Annotated in this window: 20 protein-coding genes; 5 read left to right on the top strand and 15 right to left on the bottom strand. The window is 63.4% G+C overall.

Annotated elements, in window-relative coordinates; all coding sequences use genetic code 11:
* Window positions 1-32 precede the first annotated feature (32 nt).
* Window positions 33-293 carry a helix-turn-helix domain-containing protein gene (locus OSH05_RS09395; protein WP_104219450.1) on the top strand — a complete coding sequence of 87 codons (261 nt, stop codon included), beginning with the start codon at window positions 33-35 and terminating at the stop codon, window positions 291-293.
* A gap of 1,007 nt (window positions 294-1,300) precedes the next feature.
* Here OSH05_RS09395 and OSH05_RS09390 read toward each other — a convergent pair.
* The 9 genes from OSH05_RS09390 to OSH05_RS09345 all read right to left on the bottom strand — a co-directional run bounded on the left by OSH05_RS09390 (window position 1,301) and on the right by OSH05_RS09345 (window position 8,611).
* Window positions 1,301-2,884, bottom strand: coding sequence for a P-loop ATPase, Sll1717 family (locus OSH05_RS09390; RefSeq protein WP_104219451.1), 1,584 nt, complete (start codon window positions 2,882-2,884; stop codon window positions 1,301-1,303).
* A 137-nt stretch (window positions 2,885-3,021) separates the two neighbouring features.
* A complete protein-coding gene (locus OSH05_RS09385) occupies window positions 3,022-4,635 on the bottom strand; it encodes a terminase large subunit (protein WP_266352132.1) in 1,614 nt (537 codons plus the stop codon).
* A complete protein-coding gene (locus OSH05_RS09380) occupies window positions 4,595-5,011 on the bottom strand; it encodes a phage terminase small subunit P27 family (protein ID WP_104219452.1) in 417 nt (138 codons plus the stop codon). The genes OSH05_RS09385 and OSH05_RS09380 overlap by 41 nt, the downstream gene beginning before the upstream one ends.
* Entirely contained in the window at window positions 5,012-5,317 is a 306-nt protein-coding gene (locus OSH05_RS09375) for a head-tail connector protein (RefSeq protein ID WP_104219453.1), read from the bottom strand.
* Between the two features lies 1 nt (window position 5,318).
* On the bottom strand, window positions 5,319-6,050 hold the full coding sequence (locus OSH05_RS25130; protein WP_323181418.1) for an AAA family ATPase: 732 nt from the start codon (window positions 6,048-6,050) through the stop codon (window positions 5,319-5,321).
* Between the two features lie 116 nt (window positions 6,051-6,166).
* Window positions 6,167-6,469, bottom strand: coding sequence for a hypothetical protein (locus OSH05_RS09360; protein WP_104219455.1), 303 nt, complete (start codon window positions 6,467-6,469; stop codon window positions 6,167-6,169).
* A gap of 2 nt (window positions 6,470-6,471) precedes the next feature.
* The gene (locus OSH05_RS09355) at window positions 6,472-6,900 is read right to left on the bottom strand and encodes a hypothetical protein (protein ID WP_104219456.1); all 429 of its coding nucleotides are present in this window, start codon (window positions 6,898-6,900) and stop codon (window positions 6,472-6,474) included.
* Between the two features lie 48 nt (window positions 6,901-6,948).
* Window positions 6,949-8,106: a phage major capsid protein gene (locus OSH05_RS09350; protein ID WP_104219457.1), complete on the bottom strand. Its 1,158-nt coding sequence runs from the start codon at window positions 8,104-8,106 to the stop codon at window positions 6,949-6,951.
* Window position 8,107: 1 nt separating this feature from the next.
* Window positions 8,108-8,611, bottom strand: coding sequence for an HK97 family phage prohead protease (locus tag OSH05_RS09345; RefSeq protein ID WP_104219458.1), 504 nt, complete (start codon window positions 8,609-8,611; stop codon window positions 8,108-8,110).
* A gap of 55 nt (window positions 8,612-8,666) precedes the next feature.
* On the opposite strand from OSH05_RS09345, the gene OSH05_RS09340 reads away from it, so the two are divergent.
* The 3 genes from OSH05_RS09340 (at window position 8,667) to cobF (ending at window position 12,638) form a co-directional block, all read left to right on the top strand.
* Window positions 8,667-9,002: a hypothetical protein gene (locus tag OSH05_RS09340; protein ID WP_104219459.1), complete on the top strand. Its 336-nt coding sequence runs from the start codon at window positions 8,667-8,669 to the stop codon at window positions 9,000-9,002.
* Window positions 9,003-9,213: 211 nt separating this feature from the next.
* Window positions 9,214-11,712, top strand: coding sequence for an arylsulfatase (locus OSH05_RS09335; protein WP_104219460.1), 2,499 nt, complete (start codon window positions 9,214-9,216; stop codon window positions 11,710-11,712).
* A 164-nt stretch (window positions 11,713-11,876) separates the two neighbouring features.
* The gene (cobF, locus tag OSH05_RS09330) at window positions 11,877-12,638 is read left to right on the top strand and encodes a precorrin-6A synthase (deacetylating) (protein ID WP_104219461.1); all 762 of its coding nucleotides are present in this window, start codon (window positions 11,877-11,879) and stop codon (window positions 12,636-12,638) included.
* Between the two features lie 213 nt (window positions 12,639-12,851).
* Here cobF and OSH05_RS09325 read toward each other — a convergent pair whose 3' ends face one another.
* The 3 genes from OSH05_RS09325 to OSH05_RS09315 form a co-directional block, all read right to left on the bottom strand.
* Window positions 12,852-13,313, bottom strand: coding sequence for a RidA family protein (locus OSH05_RS09325; protein WP_104219462.1), 462 nt, complete (start codon window positions 13,311-13,313; stop codon window positions 12,852-12,854).
* A gap of 70 nt (window positions 13,314-13,383) precedes the next feature.
* Window positions 13,384-14,268, bottom strand: coding sequence for a transglutaminase family protein (locus OSH05_RS09320; protein ID WP_104219463.1), 885 nt, complete (start codon window positions 14,266-14,268; stop codon window positions 13,384-13,386).
* Between the two features lie 455 nt (window positions 14,269-14,723).
* Window positions 14,724-16,289: an arylsulfatase gene (locus OSH05_RS09315; RefSeq protein ID WP_104219464.1), complete on the bottom strand. Its 1,566-nt coding sequence runs from the start codon at window positions 16,287-16,289 to the stop codon at window positions 14,724-14,726.
* A gap of 123 nt (window positions 16,290-16,412) precedes the next feature.
* Between OSH05_RS09315 and OSH05_RS09310 the strand changes: the two genes are divergently transcribed.
* Complete coding sequence (locus tag OSH05_RS09310) at window positions 16,413-17,462, top strand: LysR family transcriptional regulator (protein ID WP_104219465.1); 1,050 nt, start codon at window positions 16,413-16,415, stop codon at window positions 17,460-17,462.
* On the opposite strand, the gene OSH05_RS09305 is transcribed toward OSH05_RS09310, so the two are convergent.
* The 3 genes from OSH05_RS09305 to OSH05_RS09295 all read right to left on the bottom strand — a co-directional run bounded on the left by OSH05_RS09305 (window position 17,349) and on the right by OSH05_RS09295 (window position 21,413).
* Window positions 17,349-18,548 carry an SH3 domain-containing protein gene (locus tag OSH05_RS09305; protein WP_165801603.1) on the bottom strand — a complete coding sequence of 400 codons (1,200 nt, stop codon included), beginning with the start codon at window positions 18,546-18,548 and terminating at the stop codon, window positions 17,349-17,351. The genes OSH05_RS09310 and OSH05_RS09305 overlap by 114 nt on opposite strands.
* 253 nt (window positions 18,549-18,801) lie before the next feature.
* Window positions 18,802-20,394: an ABC transporter permease gene (locus tag OSH05_RS09300; protein WP_266352131.1), complete on the bottom strand. Its 1,593-nt coding sequence runs from the start codon at window positions 20,392-20,394 to the stop codon at window positions 18,802-18,804.
* Entirely contained in the window at window positions 20,391-21,413 is a 1,023-nt protein-coding gene (locus OSH05_RS09295; RefSeq protein ID WP_104219467.1) for an extracellular solute-binding protein, read from the bottom strand. Before OSH05_RS09295 ends, OSH05_RS09300 begins: the two co-directional genes overlap by 4 nt.
* Between the last annotated feature and the right edge of the window lie 50 nt (window positions 21,414-21,463).

Here is a 21,463-nt window from a genome sequence, read left to right as displayed (position 1 = left end):
CTCAAGGATTTGTCAACGGAAATCGTGGATCAATGACGGAAAGCGTCTCTTTAGGCGTATCGCCAGCCCAATCTCGTGGCGCGAGGGGCCTCCTCGACTGGTCGCAGACCGCGCTGGCGGAGCGTGCCAATCTGAGCGAAAGCACGATCCGAGATTTCGAGAAGGGTCGACGCGTCCCAACGCTGAACAATCTGGCGGCGATTCGCCGTGCCCTTGAGGCCGCCGGCGTGATCTTCGTCGACGAGAATGGCGAAGGCCCGGGAGTGCGGCTTAGGAAAAGGGGAACCGCATAGCCATTCCGGCTTGAACACTATATACAGCGTTCTTTAAATATACGTTCCCGCAAAATTCAGCGTAGATACGGTATAACTCGGGGGGGCTACCCAATGTCTACCGAACAATCAGAAACAAGAACGATCATAACACTTTGCGATTACATCGACGATCAACTCGACAAATTGCTACATCTATCTTCTGGTGACAGAATAGAAGTCGATAATTTATATCTGTCTAATATATTTGGTATCGCTGACGATATAGACGAAATACTAGACATTGATTCTAACTGGTCAATTTTAAGGCGCGATATTAAACGGCACGCCTTGTACGGCGATGACGTCAGCGATAACTCAATAGCCGAGTGGGCCGCACTTTGTAGTCGCGCCTCCTTGTATTGGCAACAATTCTCTAGGTTGTATTCCGCTAGTGATGCTGCCGTTAATTCGTCCGAATCTATTTCTACAGAAACCCCTATAATAGATGGAAATACAAAACGCAGTTCAGTTAAGGTCGCCGGTAGTCGGTCTTCGGCATCGAGCAAAACCAGTTATGAGTCGAAGGGATTCAAACTTATGGGAGACCTCGCAAAATGCCTGTCCACCCATGAGGTCGGCCTCCTGAGGAAGCTCTGCTATGTGACGTATATCATCGAAGTATTGCGCGGCATACTGGATACCGCCTCGCAGTTCGTCCGTCTAGTCAACGTAAACTCCCGCAAATGATATAATTGACAAGAGTACAGCAAGTATGCGCCCCGGTGGCGAACGTGGTCTCACCTCCCCCGCCTACGGCTTTACCTCGTCCTCGCTAGTGTAGTCAGCTCAAGGGCTGGATGCGGTGCTGATTGCGGCCCGAACATCGCAGATCGCATAACCGGTGCCGCTTCGTAGGCGTAGGTTCCCCCCGATGGATATCGCGGCACGGGTCGCTCGCTGCCTGGCGCCGGCCGACAACCGGAGTGCCGACGCAAATTCAAATCTAGGAACGTCTTTCGGTCCGCATAGGGCGAACCAATCCTGCTTTACGAGCCAACCTTATCAGTCTCGTCCGTCAGATCCTCCACGTCATCATCCAAATCAAACCAGTCAAACTCTGAATATCTTCCCGATGATCGACCTTGTGTCATGGCCAGATATGGGCGATAGACGAAGGGAACCCAATAAGTCGTCTCTCCTTTTACGCGTCGTTCTTCGAAGAATCCGACGTCAACCAGCTCTTTGGCCGCTACCTCCGTCTCATCGATGCTCAGGGCCCACAAATCCGCCAAAGATGAAACCGTATGCTCAGTCTTCTGCTCGCGAAGAGCATCCACATACGGTCGCAGTCGCGGATATTCAGCAAATATTACTTTTGTAACGCGGTACTCAGATAGAGCGGGCATCGCTTCCTTGAAAGCGGTTCGATCGAACAAATATTCGCCTTCCGGTTCGATATCGCCACGCTCGATTCGTTTTGTCTGCACTTCGCTCAGCTTGTTCAAGAATAGGATCAGATCCCTTGGTTGCGTTTCATGACTTCCGTCAGCCGTTCGTCGAAGAAGCCAGTCAAGGGTCGTCGACTGTTTTTTGCCAACTTCAACTTGGTCTGGAAAAACTCTCTCAAAGAATTGATCCTGCAGATCCGACGACGAGAGTACATTGCTAACCGCGACATCGTACAGATCTATCACTTGCTTATTATTCAAGAGTCTTCTGACGATCAAATTTTTTAGAGATGGTTTGTCCCACTGTATATGTATATCTCTTGAAAAATGCGTAGCTTCTCGAAAACCGCCCTCCGTTATTCTTTTCCATATATCGGTGCGAAGAAATATTTTGGGTTTAATGCGCCCGAATGAGCGGATATCTCTGTAGGCGCGGAATAGCGATCTCAGTGCGTTGAATTCTAATTCAGATGCTTCATCGAATGCGACATCTAGGCGATCCAGCATTAGCCATACATCATAGCCGGCAGCATCAAACGCGTTGTTAGCAACTGACAACAGTTCGTCTACAGAAATTGTGCCTGCCTTCTGGGCAGCCATATCTGGTTCTTCGAAGACGATCTTGCCTGTGACCAAAGGGATGCCTGTTGAGGGGTCAACGGTAGCCGATCCTTCAATCGAACTGGGGCGGAACATTCGGGCAACATAACGTCTGACTGTTTTCAGCACGACGCCTAGTGCGGTCCTCTTCTCGGGAAGAAGATCGTGCTCTTTCAACGCCGAAACGAGCTCGCGTGATGCTGCATTATCGATTCCAAAATCGGCCACAACTCGGCCGAGCAGTGAAACAAAGTACAGCTTCCATATTCCCGCGAATTCTCGTTCGGTCGGTGGAGGGTCGCGCTCAAGATCTTTGAATGCCGGCGCCCCCTGCGGGTTTTCAGCAGCAATCACCAAGACACGTTTGTCGAATAAGTCGTCGTCATGATCCCGGATCAATACGTATAATGCGCTCTTCCCCGAACCCTTCGGGCCGTATATGATATCGATATCGCCGTTATATATTCGATTCCAAGCTTGCGTCTTGACGAAATAAGCTCGAAGAGTTTCTCTCTCCTCTTCGGCGACTTGATTGCCGAAGGATAGCTCCTTAAGGCAGCTGATTTTGGCGCCGGCTTTCATTTCGACCGTCCTTGATCTCCGACGCTTGATCCCGGGCAAATGCGATTGAGACGCGCCTGTCCTGCGTCCATTGAGTGTGTTGAGATATTGGGTCATCGTCAACCGTTGCTAGTTTTGAAGATGGTGGAATGGCTTTCTCAGAAATACGCCATCTCCCCAGACCACCCGTCCGCACTTTCATAGATCGAGTTTGACGAGCTGCCAGCAGCGCAGCGCGCCACGGCCATAGCCGTTGCCACGGCGCCGTCGATGCGGTCGCGGCTCTTGCCCTTGTGGAATGAGCGATTACCCGCCTTGTCGGTTTCCACGGCGATGTTGGCGAAGTTCCAGCGCAGCACGGGATGGCCGCCATGGCGGAGGTTGCGGCCGACGATCGCGCGCTCGAGTTCCTTGACCGCCGGCGCCATGGTCACCCAGCCTTGGCGCATCTCGACCACAGGAAGCCCATCCTCGCCGAGGTTCGCCATCATGTTGCGGGCGAGGTGCGGATCGAAGGCGATCTCCTGCACATCGAAGATTTCGCAAAGATCGCGGATTTTCGCCTCGACGGCGCGGAAGTCGACGACATTGCCCGGCGTCGCTGTGATGAAGCCGTCTTCGGCCCAGCCGGGATAGGGGACGCCGTCGCGATCGGCACGGCCGCGCAGATTGTCGGCCGGGCAGAAAAAGAACGGCCAGACGACATAGGCGCCTTCTCCGTCCTCCCAGCACGCGACGATGACGGTCAGGTCCGAGTTCGACGACAGATCGACGGCGAGCCAGCATGACCGATCCCGCATCTCGTCGAGGTCGACCGGATCGGCGCCCTCGTCATAGATCTGCATGTCGACAAAGGGATCGGCCGAGTGATCGAGCCAGACATTCAGGTGCAATTGCCGGAAGGCCTCGCGATCCGCCGGACGGCCTTCGGCCTCGCGCGCAAGCTGGCGAAGGCCCTCAATGTCGGGGAAGCCGTGCTCAAGGCCCGGATTGACGGCGTACCAGTTCGCCTCGTCGCGCCAGTCGGCATCGGCCGGCGTCTCGAACAGGATCGGCAGCGTCGCCGGATCGTCCTTCTCGCCGCGCGCCACCTGGCGAGCATAGTCGAAGACATCCCAGGCAACATTCTCCTGGCCGCGTCCGGCGGTCGAGATGACGACCATGAGCGAGCGCGGCACCTTGACGAGACCCGTGCGCAGAACGTCCCATAGATCCCGCTTCAGCCAGGCGTGCAGCTCGTCGGCAAGCACGAAGGAGGGCGTACCGCCATGCGCCCGGCCGGCGTCGCAGCTGATCGCCTTCAGGACCGAGCCGGTAAGCGGGTGCACCATGGAATGGCGATAGTCGGCGAAGCGCATGCGGCTGGCGATATGCTCGTCTTCCTGGACGATCCCGACCGCCTCGGCATAGGCGATACGCGCCTGTTCCCGGTCCGAGGCGGCGCAGATGACCTGGCCGCCGGCTATGCGCTCCGGTCCGATCGCGTGCAGCAGCGCCAGAGCCGCGCCGAGCGAGGTTTTGCGCCCGCCCCTTGGCAGAAGCATCGAGACGTTGCGGACGATCCGGCGCCCATCCGGATGACAAGGCCCGTAGATCCGCCGGACGATCCGCTCCTGCCACGGCAGGAGTTCGAAGGCATGATCGGGCAGGCGGCTTTTCGGGTGACGCAGCGCGCGCAGGAATCGAACGGCCCGCTCGCCATAGCCGAACGGGTCGTCGATCGGCGAACCGTCAGAAATCCACGCCAAAGAGCGACTGATTGCCGTCGTCACGATGATTGTCCCGGAGGGAGGGGCGCCCGCGACTGACGGGCGTAAGACCGAGTTCGGCCGCGAGGCGCAGCGCCGTGCTCATCGCCTCCGCCTGCATCACCGCAGCGGGGTGGCGCTTGGGCAAGCCGCCATTCTGGGGATAGATCACGGGTCCTTTCTCGATCAGGATGGCTTGCAGGTCGCGCACTTGACCCATGGCGACGCAGTAGGCCTCGACGGATCCGAGGTCCGCCCCGTTCAGGCGCCCGCGCGCAACGAGGTCCGGAACGGCACGGCGCCATTCGTCGGCCGCGCTCTCACCGATCCATTCCGGCGGGTCCGGTATCTGTTTCAAATCGCCATTGTCGACGGCGAGATAGGGCTTCACGCCGCGCATCTAAAAGCTCCATTCCCGGTACTCGCAGACGATCGCCTGGAACGAGATCGGCATCTCGGCGAGGGAGACATCCATGGCAACGGTCGCCCGGTTCTCGAACCAGGTCGTCACCAGTTGCAGCACGGCCTCTTTCAGTGCCGGCGGCACCGGATCCTGATCCACGCCGCCGAATGTGTCGGCGACGGCATAGCCGAGCATGCGCTCGAGCTGGTTTCCGGCCGCCTCGATCTTCGCCGTGATCAGATCGTCATCGTCGTCGAAATCGACGCGAAGGTGTTGCTTGGCTTCCTCAAGAGTGACGATCACGCTAGGCCTCCTGTCGGAGCGGTTGCGCGGGCGCAGGCTGGCGCTCCCACCAGGCCCGCGCAAGATCGATCAACTGGTTTTCCTTGCCGTAGCGGCGCGGGTCTGACTGGATCCGGCGGATACACTCCTCGAGCGGCGTGGCGAGAAGAACGATCCGGCCGCCGAGTTTGCGGCGCCAGGTCTCGCGATCCTCGGGATCGGCCGCCGAGACGATGAAAAAACACCGATCGTGCAGATGATCGTCGGCGAGCGAGCGCAGCAGACGGTTGCGCTCGTCGAGCGCCTTGGCCGTCAGAGAGGTGACGGGGTTTCTCCCAGCCTGGCTTGCCAGGCGATCGCGGATCACGTCGAAATCGATGACCAGATCTCGCGGGTTGGAATGGATCTCGACATAGGCCGCTTTGCCTGCGCCCGGCGGGCCGCAGACGATGATGACAGGGATACGCGAGGGACGGATGCCAAATGGCATGGCGCGCGCCCGTGCAGCCGCGCTGCCGCGATGTTCCAGCGATTGCTTCCGGCTCGAATGACAATGGGCGCAGAGCGGCATCCAATTACCGCTATCCCAAAACAATTCCTGATCGCCACGATGCGGAACGACATGGTCGACGATCGTCGCCGGCTTGCCGCAAGCCTTGCCGTCGACGACGAATTCGCAATGCGGGCGACGGCTAAGGAACGTGGCGCGCGCCTTGTCCCAACGGCTGTCATAGCCGCGCTCGCGCGCCGGCAAGCGACGGGCGTCGTGGCGGGTCCGCCGAGCTTCTGCTTGCTTGCGCTCACACGGGCAAGGCTCGCCAGAGGCGATCCTGTACCCGCATCCACAGATCCTCGGCGGCTTCATCGGCATCAGTACAACCCCACAAGAGCGGGCCAGTCGGTATCCAAGAGTAGATTTTCGCCGGCTTCATCCGGCGCACTGTTGAAGCTGACCACACGCTTGATCCGAAAATGACGGATCGTCGCTTCTTCACCTCTGAGATCGAGAAGGACGGGGCTTTCATTCTCGGCGAAAACGGCGGTCAGGACCCCACCAACATTGACCCACACCGCACGCGTAGGCGGAAACTCTCCCAGTTGATCCGTGAGCGGAACGGTCCGCACGAACGGACTGTCGAGGCCCAGGCTGTAGCTCGCAAACGCGTCGGTCACGATCAGGCTACCGGCTTGGCGCGGGCGTGACCCTTGATCACCAGCGCGGCGATCGGCGTTCCGGTGCCGTGGGTACCCGAGAAATCGGCGAGGAGCTTGAGGTACCGCTTGTTGCCGACATAGCCGATCTTGGTCACATCGGCAGCTGCATGCGCCGTCTTCAGCGATTTGATGATGCCGCCGGAGATGCCGCTGACGCCCTGCACGTCGGCATCGGTCACCGCCGCATAGGTCACGTCATCGTCCGAATCGGTGAGCACGAACTCGATCTTGTTCGTGCCGGAGAAGGTGATGCCGCCGGCGCCGATATGCAGCGACAGCACGGCGCTGTCGAAGCCGAGAAGATCGATGGCAGCCGGCGTATTGTCGGCAGCATAGACGGCGGGATCGATCGCGTTGACGATCCCGAGATTGGAAGCGAGGTCGCGCATGTCGTGGTCTCCTGTGTGGTTGCGCGGGATCGTCCGAGAAGCAACCCCTTACGAGGTCGCCATCTTCAGCTTGCGGAATTTCGACGCCTGCAGCACGGCACCGCCGACACGGCGGGTCGCATGGATCCGGGTCACGCCCTTGGTGGCGAGCAGATAGGGGTTCACCAGGATCGACAGGCTGAGGCGGTCGACGACCCGATATCCGGAGAAATCGCCGTACATGACGGGGAACGCACCCGAGGCGATGTCGTCCATGTCCACCATCTCGACCACGGGACGGCCCAGGATCGTCTCCGGCTGGCCGGCCTGATAGCTCGGCTGCCAGCGGTAGTTGCCCTGGCCGTCCTTCAGCTTGCGGATATAGGCGAGCGTCGTACCGTTCATCGCCCAGGAGCCGACGTTGCGGTACTGCGCCGGCAGGGCATAGAGCAGGGAAATCAGAGGATCGGTCGCCAGGACCGTCGCATGGCCGTTCGCCGTATAGGCGATGTCGGCATTCACCATCAGGCCTTCCGGCGCCAGGATGCCGTTGCCATTGACGAAGGCCGCGCCCTCCTTCTTGCCGAAATCCTCCGCGAGCGCTTGGTTGACCTCGGCCTCGGCCTGGCCGGCGCTATCAGCGAGCAGCTGGTTGGATATATCGACATAGGTCGTGAGCATGCGGACGGGAATGTCCGCCTGGCCGAAGGTGACGGCGCTCTCCGGCTGGTCGTCGATCTCGCCTTCCCACTGGGAATTAGTGATGCCGGTCCGCTTCGGGTACTTGACCGAGGGCGCGCCCGTCGAGCGGACGGAGGCGATCGTCCGCACCGACGAGACGAGCGTCAGCTCGCGCACGAACTCGGTGCTCATCTCGGCCGGCGCCAGATAGCCGCCGCCTGGATCGCTCGATACGGTCAGAGCCTTCAGCTCATCCTGCGGCGCGCCATTGCCATGACGCAGATAGGCGCCGAAGGCCTTGCGCTCGACGGTTGGCTCGGTCGGCTTGTCCTCGCCGGTGCCGGGGCGGTTCATCTTCGCCTCGATCTTGTCGAGACGCTCGACCAGCTTCGGGTCGAGACCCTTGCCCTCGACAGCCTTCAGGCGATCGTCGACTGTCTTGGTCAGGTCAGCGATCGACTTCGTGACGATCGCGACCGGATCGTCTTCCTCGCCCTTCAATTCGATGGCGCCGGCGAGAAGGGCGCGCTGAGACACATGCTGCATGTCAGCCTCCGGTGAGCGCCGTCGTGGCGCGGTTGATGAGCGCGGCGAGGCGAAGCGCATCGGCCGCGGATTTCGCGCTGGTGACCCGGGCGCCGGGATGCATGGGGACCGTGACAAGCGAGACCTCGAACAGTTCGAGCGCCTTGATCGTCCGCCCGCCGCCGGGGCGGGCATCGGCCTTCTTCGTCAGGAAGCCGATCGAGAGGCCGCGCACGGCACCGGCCTTGACGAGGGCGAACACCTCGCGGGCGCGCGCCACCTCGTCGACGAGGAGCTTGCCCTCAACATGGAAGCCGTCTGCCTTCTCGTTCGCCGTGTCCCAGGTGCCCACGGGGTCGCTCATGTCGTGGCCGAACAGCATCGGGATCGGGAGTGCGACCTTGGCGAAGGCGCCCGGCTCAATCACATCGCCGATCCGATCGGGCGTGCCGAACTTCCACGCGATGCCGCGAATGGCGCCGGCATCGTCGGCCGCGATCTTGGTCTCGATGAAGAGGCGGTCCATCAGGCGAGCCCCACAAGCGAGCCGCGAGCGGGCGGCCGAGGAGGCGCGCGGGCTGGTGCGCTGGCTGCGGCCCGACTATCAGATCCCGAAGCTCGGCGCCAAGATCGCCAAGCCGCAGGGCGAGCAGGTCGAGGCGGATTTTGCCATCGTCGAAGCGGAGGGCGGGCTCAAATGGCCCGCCGACGCCTTCAATCAGATCCGCATCGTGCGCGAGGTCCTGGCCAAGGCGCCGGCGCCAGCCGCGCCCGAGGCGATCGCCGCCGCCTTCCCCGGCCGCGTCACCGACAAGCGCAAGGCGCGCGTACAGCAGGTTCTCGACACGCTGGTCGTCACCGGCGCCGCCCGCACCGGCCAGATCGACGGTGCCACGCGCTATTTCGTGCCGCGATAGGCCCGGCCGCGGCTGCGGCGACGCCGCTGGCGGCCTTGATCCAGATCATCGACTTGGCGCCCGGCCGGGAGCAGAATGGACCTTGGCGGAACGGGGGGTTCGTCTCGCGCCGGGCGCGAAAGAGAAGGGGAATGGAGGCTGAAGCCGCGACGTTGGGCGCATCGCTGGGGCAGCGCGCGCGGCGGCTCGGCTTGAACGTGGGAGGTCGACTATGAGAGTTGCCATCCTGGCGCTCGCCATGCTTGGCGCGCTTGCCGGCACCGCCTTGGGGCAGGAGGCGGCCGCGCCGCCGCCCGGCGCGCCGGACGCGACGCGCGCCATCGACGGCGTGATGCTGCCACCCTATCCGAAGCCGTTCGGCGGCGAAATCAACCTGAACGCGATCGAGTCGAAGCCATTTTGGCAGCCGCAGATCGTGCCGCCCAAGGGCGCGCCGAACATTTTGCTGATCATGACCGACGATGTCGGCTTCGCGGCGCCGTCGACCTTCGGCGGCGTCATCCCGACGCCGGCGCTCGACCGCATCGCCAATCAAGGCCTGCGCTACACGAATTTCCACTCGACCTCGCTCTGCTCGCCGACCCGCGCCGCGCTGATCACCGGCCGCAACCATCATTCGGTCGGCTTCGGCGTCATCTCGGAGGCCGCCAGCGGCTTCCCCGGCTATGACAGCATCATCGGCAAGGACAACGCCACGATCGCCCGCATCCTGCAGGGCCATGGCTATCGCACCTCCTGGTTCGGCAAGGACCACAACACGCCGACCTGGACGGCGAGCCAGGCCGGGCCGTTCGATCAGTGGCCGACCGGCATGGGCTTCGATTATTTCTATGGTTTCGTCGGTGGCGATGCGAGCCAGTGGGAGCCCAACCTCTTCCGCAACACGACGGCGATCGAGCCTTTCCTGGGTCATCCCGGCTGGAACCTCACCACGGCGATGGCCGATGACGCGATCCATTGGATGAACCAGCTGAACGACATCAACCCCGATCTGCCATTCTTCGTCTATTACGTGCCCGGCGGGACGCATGCGCCGCATCATCCGACGCCCGAATGGGTCGACAAGATCCATTCCATGCATCTCTTCGACAGGGGCTGGAATGCGCTCCGCGACGAGATCTTCGCCAATCAGAAGAAACTCGGCGTCATACCCCAGGACGCCGCGCTGACCCCCTGGCCGGACAATTGGCTGAAGCAGTGGGACAAGACGACGGATGAGGAGAAGAAGCTCTATATCCGTCAGGCTGAAGTCTATGCCGCCTATCTAGCCTATACCGACCATGAGATCGGCCGCGTGATCCAGTCCGTGCAGGACATGGGCAAGCTCGACAATACGCTGATCATCTACATCTCGGGCGACAACGGCGCTTCCGCCGAAGGTTCGCCCAACGGCACGCCGAGCGAAGTGCTGCAGTTCAACGGCATCGAGCTGCCCGTCGCCGAGCAGATGAAGTTCTACGACGCCTGGGGCACCCAGTTCGCCTATAATCACATGGCGGTTCCGTGGGCTTGGGCGTTCGACACGCCGTTCAAATGGACCAAGCAGGTACCGTCCTTCTTCGGCGGCACGCGTCAGGGCATGGCCATTTCCTGGCCCGGCCACATCACCGATCAGGGCGGCATCCGTACGCAGTTCCACCACGTCATCGATATCGTGCCGACGCTTCTCGATGTCACCGGCATCCGCGCACCCGACGTCGTCGACGGCATCGCCCAGAAACCGATCGAAGGCGTCAGCATGACGTACACCTTCGACAAGAAGAACGCCGACGCTCCGACGACGCATCCCGTCCAATATTTCGAGATGATGGGGCTGCAGGGACTCTACAGCAATGGCTGGATGCTGAGCGCGGTTCCGAAGCGCCCGCCGTGGGAACTGGTCGGCACGGCGATCGAGAACCCGGCGTCGGCGTTCACCTTCGAGCTCTATGACGTCAACCACGACTGGACCCAGAACAACGACGTCGCGGCGCAGAATCCCGCCAAGGTCGCGGAGATGACCAAGCAGATGTTCGGCGAGTTCGCCAAATATCAGGTTCTGCCGCTCGACGCCTCGGTCGCGACCCGCATGGTTACGCCCCGGCCCTCCGTCTCGGGCGGGCGCCGCGTGTTCAACTTCTCCGGCCTACCGGTGACCGGCCTGCCGCGCGGTACCGGTCCCGACCTGCTGAACACGTCCTATACGATCACGGCCGATGTCGACGTCCCCGCGGGCGGCGCCGAAGGCATGATCGTGACGCGTGGCGGCCGCTTCGGCGGCTACGGCCTCTACCTGCTCAAGGGCAAGCCGGTGTTCACCTGGAACCTGCTCGATCTGAAACGGATCAAGTGGACGGACGACACGGCGCTGACGCCGGGCAAGCACGAACTCGTCTACGATTTCAAATATGACGGTCTCGGCTTCGCCACGCTGGCCTTCAACCAGATGAGCGGGCTCGGCCACGGCGGCACCGGCACGCTGTCGGTCGACGGCAAGGTCGTCTCGACGCAGACCATGGACCACACCGTGCCGCTGACGCTGCCCTGGGACGAGTCGTTCGACATCGGCAGGGACACGGCGACCCCGGTCGACGACACCGACTACCAGGTGCCGTTCGCCTTCACCGGCACCATCGACAAGCTGACCATTGCCGTCGACCCGCCGGTACTCACCCCGGCCGACCAGCAGAAGCTGCTGGAGGCCGAGCGCAACGCCGCCTCGGGCCAATAGCGAGCATCGCCTCCTGTGGCGAAACGAAGGGCGCCGGCTCACACCGGCGCCCTTTGTCTATGCGGGCGGCACTGTTATGAGAAAGCTGGCGGCTGATCCTCCAGCCGCCTAAACGACAAGTCCGGTCCACCCTGCCTCTGGCTGCCGACCGGCGCGGGGGAGTGATGCGCAAGATCCTTGTCATCGGCATCGGCGCCGGCAATCCCGACTTCCTGACCGTGCAGGCTATCGAGGCGATGAACCGCGCCGACGTCTTCTTCCTGCCCGACAAGGGCAGCGAGAAGGCCGAATTGCGCCAGCTCCGGCTCGACATGCTGGCGCGCTTCCGGCGCGGCGATAGCCATCGCTTCGTCGATATCGTCATGCCGAAGCGGGCGAAGAGCGAAGACTATCGGGGCAACGTCGACACCTGGCATGCGGCGATCGCGAGCGCCTATGGCGAGGCGATCACCGCCGCGCTGGCCGAAGGCGAGACCGGCGCTCTGCTCGTCTGGGGCGATCCGGCGCTCTATGATTCGTCGCTGCGCATCCTGGAGCGGATCGAAGCCGGCGGCCTCGATCTGGAAGTCGAGGTGATCCCCGGTATATCCAGCATCCAGGCGCTGGCGGCGCGACACCGCATTGCGCTCAACCGCATCGGCGAACCGGTGCTGCTGACGACCGGGCGGCGGCTCGCGGAGGCCATTCCCGACGAAGATTGCGTCGTGCTGCTCGACGGCGAGGCGACGTTCACGCGGCCCGGTATTGAGGATCGCGACTTGTTCTGGGGCGCCTATCTCGGCACGCCGGACGAGGTCGTCATCTCCGGCCGCGCCGGCGACGTGGCGGCTTCGATCGCCGAGCTGCGCGCCAGGCTCCGCGCCGAAAAAGGCTGGATCATGGACGCCTATCTGCTGCGCCGGGCGAAGGACAACGGATCCGGCTGAACGGCAGGTGCGTAAAATTCTCAATCGGCCGATTGACAGGGCTGATATTTGTGGGTAAATTTCCCACGTACCGAGCGATCTGTCAGGCGCGTTATTTTCGCCAAATCGCTCGCCACTACAAGCCCGCCGGTAGCCCCACCGTCGTGGTTTGCAGCGGGCGTCCTGGGATGACCGGTCTAGGCATCACAGGACGCCTGTTCGCATTCAGCACCGTCAGTCCGAAATCTCGACCACCGCCTCGATCTCGACGGTCATGCCGCCGGGCAGCGAGCCCATGCCGACCGAGGAGCGCGCATGGCGGCCCTTGTCGCCGAAGACTTCGACGAACAGATCCGAGCAGCCATTGATCACGGCCGGCATGTCGCCGAATTCCGGTGTGCAATTGACCATGCCGAGCACCTTGCCGACCCTGACGACGCGGTCGAGATCGCCAAGTCCCTGCTTCATCGCCGCGATCAGATAGAGCCCGGTCAGCCGCGCCAGCTTGTAGCCCTCTTCCACGCTGACCTCGCGGCCGAGCTTGCCCTTGGCGTTTTCTCCGCTTTCCAGCAGCGGTCCCTGCCCGCACAGAAAGAGCAGATTGCCCATGCGCGCGGCGGGCAGATAGGAACCGACCGGCTGGGGAACGGTCGGCAGGACGATGCCGAGCTCGGCGAGGCGCTGTTCGATGATCATGCAAGGATGTTCCCGTTGGAAGGCGATAGCCGAGATTGCCCGCGATCGGCGCGCCGTTCCAGAGCGGATATCAGAGCGGTATGGCACTCACCGCCACGTCGACTTCAAGCGCCAGCGGATCGCTCGCATCGCCGATGAAGCCGCCGGAAATCGGCAGCGCCTGCGCCGCCGTCCGCGTTGCGCCGACGCGCACGAGATTGGCGCCGGCGAGAAGCCCGTTGGTCGGGTCATATTCGATCCAGCCGGCGCCCGGCAGATAGACGCTGCACCAGGCATGGGTCGAACCGCCGCCGCGAGTCGTGCCGCTCGTGTCGTCATAGAGATAGCCGGTGACGAAGCGGGCGGCGATCTCAAGCGACCGCAGCGCGCCGATCATGAGCACGGCGAAGTCGCGGCAGGTGCCGGTGCCGAGCCTCAAGGTCTCGGCCGCCGTCTGCGTCCCTTCCTCGTAGCGCGCGCTGTAGCCGATCTCGGCCTGGATCGCATGCGTCATCGCTTCGATCAGCGCCAGCGTCCCGGCGGCGCCATGCTCGCGGGCAAAGCGCTGTCCGAAAGCCGCAACCGCGCCATCCGGATCGGCGCCCGCTGGCTCGACGAGACGGCCGAGATCGGCGAGTTCGTCGGCCGAATAGGCGAAGGGAAAATGCTCCGCCGCCGGATCGAGGCTGTAGAGGGGCGCTGGCGCGCCGTCGGGATGATGGATCAGATCGAGCGTCGAGACGATCGAAAGGCGATCCGTTCGCAGATCCTCGGGCCATTCGAGAAAGCCGATGGAATTGTTGAACACATCATGCGCCCAGAGAATACGTGACGGCGTCGGCTCGACGACCAGGCTCGATTCCACCAGCCGCAGATCATGACTGTCATCCGGCCGCAGCATCAGCCGATGCCGGGTGAGGCCGACGGGGTTGCGGTAAGTATAGACGGTGGAATGGACGATGCGGATGCGTGCCATGAGGAGGTTGTAGCAGGTGGTCGAGGAACATGGCAGTCAGGGCCGAACAAGCGGTTCGAAGATGTGTTTCGAATTCTTTCGGCAGCTCCACACGCGACGCCGTCACGGTGTTTGCCCCATCGTCATGCCGTTGTCGGAAGGTGAGATCCGCGACCACCAGAGCGCCCGCTTCGGGCTGGATGTCTCCCCGCCGGCCAAGACTGTCATTTCCGATTGCGGCTAAGACGGCGCCTGGTCCCGGCAGGCGCTCGCAGCCAGGGATATCAACCCCCGCATCCCGCCGAGCCAAAGCCGGAAAATCCCACCAGCGGCACAAGGTCGAGAACCGCTTAAGTGAAGATGGCGGTCTGCGATATGATCAACCGTCTGGGTCTCAACGGGCCGGATGGGTGAAAAACGGCGCCCGCCGGGGGGCGGGCGCCGTCATCCTCGAAGGCCAAGGGTCGAAGTGGGGCTCACTGGGCGCTCGGCACTCTGGAGGACACGGTCTCCATCACGCGCTCCAGATTGAAGCTCCCCGGCTTCTGGCGCGGCGGGAAGTCGCGGAAGCTCTGCAGCCAGGCGCCGACATAGGCTCCGGCCGGGGCGATGGCGAACATGCGGTCCATGTACCAGCGCTGATAGCCCATCGCGTTCTCCTCCTCCGCCCGCTCGAACGGGTCCATGCGGAGATTGGTAAGGAGCGGCGCGCGCAGCTGCTTGAACGGGTCCTGCCAGACACGAAGTCCGAGCGCGTCCTGCTCAAGGAAGGTGACCTTCCAATTGTCGTAGCGCAGGGCCGCGACGCTGCCGTCATCCGTCCAATAGATGAATTCTTTGCGCGGCCATGCCGCCTCGCCCTTCAGCGCGGGCGCGAGATCATAGCCATCGAGATGGACCTTGTAGCTGCGCGCCCCGATGGTCTCGCCCTTGAGCAGTTGCTGCTTGGCGTCGGGATTGCCAGCAGCGGCGACGAGCGTTGGCAGCATGTCCTCATGGGCAGTGATATCGTTGACCACAGTGCCGGGCTTGATGACGCCGGGCCAGCGGATCACGGACGGCACGCGGTAGCCACCTTCCCAGTTGGTGTTCTTCTCGCCGCGGAACATGGTCGTGCCGCCATCGGGCCAGGTGAAGGTCTCGGCGCCATTGTCGGTCGAGTACATCACGATCGTGTTGTCCTCGATGCCGAGCTTCTTCAACTCGGCCAGGAGTTCGCCGACCATGCCGTCATGCTCGACCATGCCATCCGCATAGATGCCGAGGCCCGTCTTGCCCTCCGAGGACGGCTTCAGATGGGTGAAGACGTGCATGCGGGTCGAGTTCCACCAGACGAAGAACGGCTTGCCGTCCTGGTGGGACTTGTTCATGAACTCGATCGCCGACTTGGTGACCTCCTCGTCGACCGTCTCCATGCGTTTGCGGGTCAGTGGGCCGGTGTCGATGATCTTCTGGGTTCCATCCGGAAGCGCCCAGGAGTGAATGACGCCGCGCGGTCCGAACTTGGCCTTGAAGGCGGGGTCCTTCGGATAGTCGACGTTCTCCGGTTCCTCCTCGGCGTTCAGGTGGTATAGATTGCCGAAGAATTCGTCGAAGCCATTGTTGGTCGGCAGCATCTCGTCGCGGTCGCCCAGATGGTTCTTGCCGAACTGGCCGGTCGCGTAGCCGAGCGGCTTCAGGAGGGTCGCGATGGTCGGGTCGGCGGTCTGCATCCCTTCCGGCGCCCCCGGCAGGCCCACCTTGGTCAGGCCGGTGCGGATCGGCGACTGGCCGGTGATGAACGCTGCCCGACCGGCTGTGCAGCTCTGCTGGCCGTACCAGTCGGTGAACAGCGCGCCTTCCTTGGCAATACTGTCGATATTGGGCGTCTTGTAGCCCATCATGCCGTTATTGTAGGCGCTGACGTTGAAGCCGCCGATGTCGTCGCCCCAGATCACCAATATATTGGGTTTCTTGACCGTCTCTGCTGCAAAGGCCACGCTGCCCGATAGAAATAAGGTCGCCGTACAAAGCGAGACCAGCGCTTTCGACTTCCAGGCCATATTGTCCCTCCCGATTATCTACTGTCGCGCGATTGCGCCGCGCCCAGATTGCGATCAGACTGAACTATAGAAATGCGGTCGTCCAATACCATTGGCGGTATCGGACCATAACAGCGTGTTATCGTGCACTCGATTAGACATCTGGAACTGATCCGCGCGCTCGCCGAGCACCGGCATTTCGGGCGTGCCGCCACGGCACTCGGCGTGTCGCAGCCGGCGCTGACGCGCAGTCTCAAATATCTGGAGGACGATCTCGGCGTGCCGCTCTTCGACCGCGACGGGGTCACGCCGACCTTGTTCGGCCGGATCATCCTGCGGCATGGCGAGCGGGTGATCGACGAATTTGCCGGGATGATGCGCGAGATCGCGCTCGCCAAGGGGCTGGAAATCGGCGACCTCACGATCGTCGCCGGGCCCTATGCGGCGGAGATTTCCGGGCAACAGGCGATCGGCAGGTTATCCTCGCTCTATCCGGGGCTCGCGGTCCGTCTCGACATCGTCGACTGGACCCGCGCCGTCGAGGACGTCGCCGCCGGAAGAGCCGACCTGGCGCTCGCCGAGATCGCGGAGGCGAGCCAGCAGCTCCAATTGGAGGTCGAACCGCTGTCGACCCGGCCGCTGCGCTTCTACTGCGCCAACAGCCATCCCCTGGCGGCGCGGCTTGCGCTGACGCTCGACGATCTTCTGGACTATCCCTGGGTCGGGCCGACGACGCCGGCCCGGATCAGCGCGGCCTTGCCGCGAACCGAGGGCCATTTCGGCACGTTCGATCTCGTGCGCGATCGCTTCCTGCCGCGGATCACGGTCGAAACCTTTACAGCGGCCCGCAACATCATCGCCTCGGGGATTGGCCTCGGCGCCGCCGCGCCGCTTCAGATTCGCCGCGAGGTCGAACTCGGCCAGCTGATCATCCTTCCTGTCGACGTTCCCTGGCTGCGGCTCAATTACGGTTTCATCACCCGCCGAGGGCGCTCGCGCTCGCCGGCAGCGACCGCCTATATGGCGATCGTTCGGGAAATCGAGCGCGAGATTGCCGCTGGCGAGACGGACCGGTTCGCCTCAGCCGGCATTCGCGGGGGCCAGAAAGCGCTGGAACACGAAGCCGCGCCTGTCGCCCGCCGTCACCTCGCACCAGCCCTTGCAGCCGACGATGGTGACATCGGTCCCGGCTGAAAGAACGCCGATCACCGGCGCGCCATTGTCGGGATTGCTGCGCAGCTTGACGCTGCTGGTGATCTTGGCTGGTCCGGCGCCCATCGTGCCGAGGCTGCGCTTGACCGGTTCCGGCGCAGCTCCCGGGACCGTGGTCTGCACATCGGCGGAAGCGAGCCGCTCGGGAGCGGGTGCGGCAGCCGGGGCGTCAACTTCGGGAAGCCCAAGCGCCGAACGCGTCGCCGCTTCAGGCAGTGAGCCGAGATCGCCGCGCGGGCTGGCATCGCTTGCTGCAATAGGTTCGGGATTGGCAGCGGAGCTGCGGACGGGCGCCGCCGGCTCCTTCGGTGCCGCTATCGTCTCGGCCGGAGCCCGATCCTCAGCTTTAGCGACGGTGGGCGCCGGTGCGGCGGCCTCGGGCTCGATTGCGGGGGCAGCGACCTGCTCGGACGCTGGTTCGAGGGTGGATGCAGCGGCCGCTACATTGGCCGTCGATGCCGGCTCGGTGTTGTCATGGGCCGTGACCGACTGCACCGTCATGAAGGCGCCGCCCCCGGCCAGCGCCACGAGGGCCGCGCCGACGATCAAGCTGCTCTGCAGGCGACGTCCCGCCGGCTCGCGTCGCTCCGGCGGGCGGGCGGTTGCTCGCCGCGACCGTTTGTCGGCGTTGCCGTCTGCCGTCGGCAGGGGAGATGTGGGACGGAGGATCCACTCCTCGTGGCTCTCTTCGGTCGGGCGCTTCGGCGCGGGCTGGCGGATGCTGTCCATCAAGCGCTGCAGCGCCTCGGCATCGACCGTCTCTTCCTCATTGGCAGGCGGCTCAAGCTCGTTGCGGGCCGGCGGCTCGGCTTCGAGCATGGCGGAAACGGAGTGCAGATTGGCCATCAGCGCCGCTTCGAGCTCAGAGACGAGCTCGTCGAGCGAGGCCGTCGCCGTTTCATCGGGCTCCGCTGGATTGGGCGCCGGCGCCGTCCCGTCGCGTTCGGCTCGTTCTGGACGAGCAAAAGGATTGGTCGGAGCGGCTTGCCGCGTTTCGGCCGCGCGCCGCGGCGCGTCGAAGTATTCGGTTGATTTTTCGCGCTCTGCGAACTGGACGGAGTGTTTCATGAGATCGCTCTCTATTTGACCTAGACCGTATTGCCCCGCCGCCGCTTTGGTATCCGCGTGAATATCTCCCATTAACGATTTATAAAATCGAGCGTTATTCCATCGGAGCCAAGTCGACGCTTAGGTTGTCGAGCCAGCTCGCTACGCATACCGTGGGCTTTATGCACACGAATTGCGGCGAGACTTTGCCGCGCCGGCGGAGCGAGCCGACGGACTGTCGTAGATCGTCGTTATGCTTTTGAAAGATAAGGCGTCAGCGGCGGATCGCCGTGAGGGTGCGACGCGTAAAAAAATAGACCGGCAGGCCGGAAATCAGCACCAGCAGCGCTGCAAAGGGCGCCGCGGCGGCATAGGCGCCGTCATTGGTATGCGACCAGACCTCGGTCGCCAGCGTCGAGACGCCGGTGGGCGCCAGGATCAGCGTGGCGGTCAGTTCCCGCATCAGTTCCAGCGCCACGAGGGCCAGTGCCGCGCCGAGACCCGGCGCCAGCGCCGGGAGCGTCACGCTGACGAAGGCGGCGATCGGCCCGCGACCCAGCGTACGCGCCACCTCCTCGATTTCGCGCGGGACGAGCTCGGCCGAAGCGCGGATCGCCGACTGGGCCAGCGGCAGGAACAGGATGGCGTAGGCAGCAAACAGGACCCAAGCGGTCTGGTAGATCGCCGGAAAGAGCCGGATGGCGAAATAGACCAGAGCCAGCGCGACGACGAGACCCGGCAGGCCATGGACGACATAGGGCAGGCGGTCGGCGATGCGCACGAAGAGGCCGCGGCTCTTGAGGCTCAGAAGCACGAGCGGCAGCGCGACCAGCGTCGTCACGAAGGTTCCGGCGATGGCGAGCGACAAAGAGCCGCCCAGTGCCGGCAGGATCGTATCGATGCCGCGCCCCGCCGAGAGGCCGACGATCAGCCAATAGACCAGGCGGCCGAAGGGCACGCCAAGCGACAGCACAGTCAGCGCGACAAGACCCAGAAGCGCAACCGGTGCGAGACGGCCAAGCGGCACGGGCGAGCGCTGCCGCGCCGTGTTGCGCCCGACCTTGGAAACGCGCTGGCCGCGCCGCAGCGCGATCTCGCCCAGCACCACCGGCAGGCAGAGCAGCATCAGGACGGCCGAGAGCACCGCCGCGGTCGCATTGTCGAATTGCAGTTCATATTGCTGGAAGATCGCCGTCGTCAGCGTCTGCACGCGCAGCATGGCAAGCGCGCCGAATTCCGACAGCATATGCGCCGCAACCAGCAGCGCGCCGCCGCCGAGCGCCGGCAGGGCGCGGGGCAACACGACGGCGAGAAAGGTGCGGCGGCCATTGCGGCCGAGCGAGCGCGAGACCTCCTCCATCGCTGGATCCATCGAGCGCAGGGCTGCGGCGAGCGGCAGATAGATCAGCGGAAAGCTCTCCAGAGTCAGGATCAATATGGCGCCGCCGAGCCCCTGGAATTCCGAGCCGAGCGACTTCCAGGCGAAGCTGGCGACGAAGGCAGGCATGGCGAGGGGAAGCGACAGGGCGATGCGCCAGATCGCCCTGCCCGGCAACGCGCAGCGCTCCGTCAGCCAAGCCCCTGTAAAGCCGATCACCGCGGAAAGGCCGGTGACGGCAAAGGTCAATACCGTCGTGTTCCAGAAGAGGAGAGCTGTGCGCGGCCGGACGAGTTCCGCGCCGATCGCATACCAGCCGGCGCTCCAGGATCGCAGCACGACATAGACGATCGGCAGCAGGATCAGCGCCGTCGGGACGAGCGCCGCCATGACCAGCAGCAGCGGCGGCCGTCCGAGGGCGATGCGCCGCGCCGATCGTGGCGCCCCGCCGGCAAGTCCCGAACCGATATCGCCGAGCGCGTCACTCAAGCGAGGCCCGCCTCCCGGAGCAGGTCGAGCGCCGCCTCCGCGTCGCCAAGCTGATCGGGCGTCACCGGTGCCGGGTCGAGCCCGGCAAAGGGCGCGAGCGGGAAGGGCGAGGTGACGCCGGGTCGGAGCGGATATTCGGCGATCGCTTCCACGATGGTCTTCTGCCCCTCTTCGCTCACCATGAAGGCGACGAAGCGCTGCGCGGCTTCCGCGTTCTTCGCGCTCTTCAGGACGCCCGCACCGGAGACGGTAACGAGCGTGCCTGGATCGCCGCGGCCAATATTGTAGATCGCCGAGTTCATGTCGGCCTCGCCGATCTCGCGGGCGAGCGCATACCAATAGTAGTTGTTACTGAGCGCGACAGCGATATCGCCGCCCTCGACGGCTTCGACGGCGGCCGAATCCGAATTATAGACCTCGCCGAAATCGCGCAGCCCCTTCAGCCAGGCGAGCGCCGCGTCACGGCCCTTGAGGATCATCACGGCCATGATCTGCTGCTGGAAGGCGCCGGAATTCGGCGCATAGGCGACCTTGCCCTTCCAGGCTTCCGTCGCGAAATCGAGCACGGAAGGCGGCAGCGCGGCGGCGTCGATCATCGACTTGTTGTAGACGACGACGCGGCAGCGTGCCGTGGCGCCAATCCAGGTGCCGTCCTTGGCCGAGAAGATGGCCGGCACCTGCTGGAGCGTCTCGGGATCGAGCGGCGCCAGCAGGCCGCGCCGGGCGGTCGCGACAAGGGAGGGGCTCTCCTCCGACCAGAACAGATCGGCGGGGGAGTGAGCGCCCTCCTCCACGATCTGGCTGGCGAGCTGGGCGCTGTTGCCATGGCGGACCGTCACCTCGATGCCGGTCGACTTGGTGAAGGCGGCGATCAGCGCCTCGACGGGCGGGCGATGCTGGCCATTATAGAGCGCGAGCGGCGCGCTGTCGGCGCGGGCGGGGCGGGGAAGGCCCGAGACCAAGGCCAGTCCGCCAGCGCCCGCCGTCAGCAGGAACCGGCGCCGCGTGACGTCATACATTGGAATAACTCTAAGTGATTATTACCGATTTCTGATCCGAACACATATGA

Origin of the sequence: Kaistia algarum (assembly GCF_026343945.1) — a bacterium.
Classification (GTDB): Bacteria; Pseudomonadota; Alphaproteobacteria; order Rhizobiales; family Kaistiaceae; genus Kaistia; species Kaistia algarum.
This window is presented reverse-complemented; position numbering and strand designations above follow the sequence as displayed.

What these genes read in the sequence shown, in the direction of transcription:
- OSH05_RS09395 (WP_104219450.1), top strand. Translation starts at nt 33, where the DNA reads ATGACGGAAAGCGTCTCTTTAGGCGTATCGCCAGCCCAATCTCGTGGC.
- OSH05_RS09390 (WP_104219451.1), bottom strand. Translation starts at nt 2,884, where the DNA reads ATGAAAGCCGGCGCCAAAATCAGCTGCCTTAAGGAGCTATCCTTCGGC.
- OSH05_RS09380 (WP_104219452.1), bottom strand. Translation starts at nt 5,011, where the DNA reads ATGCGCGGCGTGAAGCCCTATCTCGCCGTCGACAATGGCGATTTGAAA.
- OSH05_RS09355 (WP_104219456.1), bottom strand. Translation starts at nt 6,900, where the DNA reads ATGCGCGACCTCGCTTCCAATCTCGGGATCGTCAACGCGATCGATCCC.
- OSH05_RS09350 (WP_104219457.1), bottom strand. Translation starts at nt 8,106, where the DNA reads ATGCAGCATGTGTCTCAGCGCGCCCTTCTCGCCGGCGCCATCGAATTG.
- OSH05_RS09345 (WP_104219458.1), bottom strand. Translation starts at nt 8,611, where the DNA reads ATGGACCGCCTCTTCATCGAGACCAAGATCGCGGCCGACGATGCCGGC.
- OSH05_RS09335 (WP_104219460.1), top strand. Translation starts at nt 9,214, where the DNA reads ATGAGAGTTGCCATCCTGGCGCTCGCCATGCTTGGCGCGCTTGCCGGC.
- cobF (WP_104219461.1), top strand. Translation starts at nt 11,877, where the DNA reads ATGCGCAAGATCCTTGTCATCGGCATCGGCGCCGGCAATCCCGACTTC.
- OSH05_RS09325 (WP_104219462.1), bottom strand. Translation starts at nt 13,313, where the DNA reads ATGATCATCGAACAGCGCCTCGCCGAGCTCGGCATCGTCCTGCCGACC.
- OSH05_RS09320 (WP_104219463.1), bottom strand. Translation starts at nt 14,268, where the DNA reads ATGGCACGCATCCGCATCGTCCATTCCACCGTCTATACTTACCGCAAC.
- OSH05_RS09315 (WP_104219464.1), bottom strand. Translation starts at nt 16,289, where the DNA reads ATGGCCTGGAAGTCGAAAGCGCTGGTCTCGCTTTGTACGGCGACCTTA.
- OSH05_RS09305 (WP_165801603.1), bottom strand. Translation starts at nt 18,548, where the DNA reads ATGAAACACTCCGTCCAGTTCGCAGAGCGCGAAAAATCAACCGAATAC.
- OSH05_RS09295 (WP_104219467.1), bottom strand. Translation starts at nt 21,413, where the DNA reads ATGTATGACGTCACGCGGCGCCGGTTCCTGCTGACGGCGGGCGCTGGC.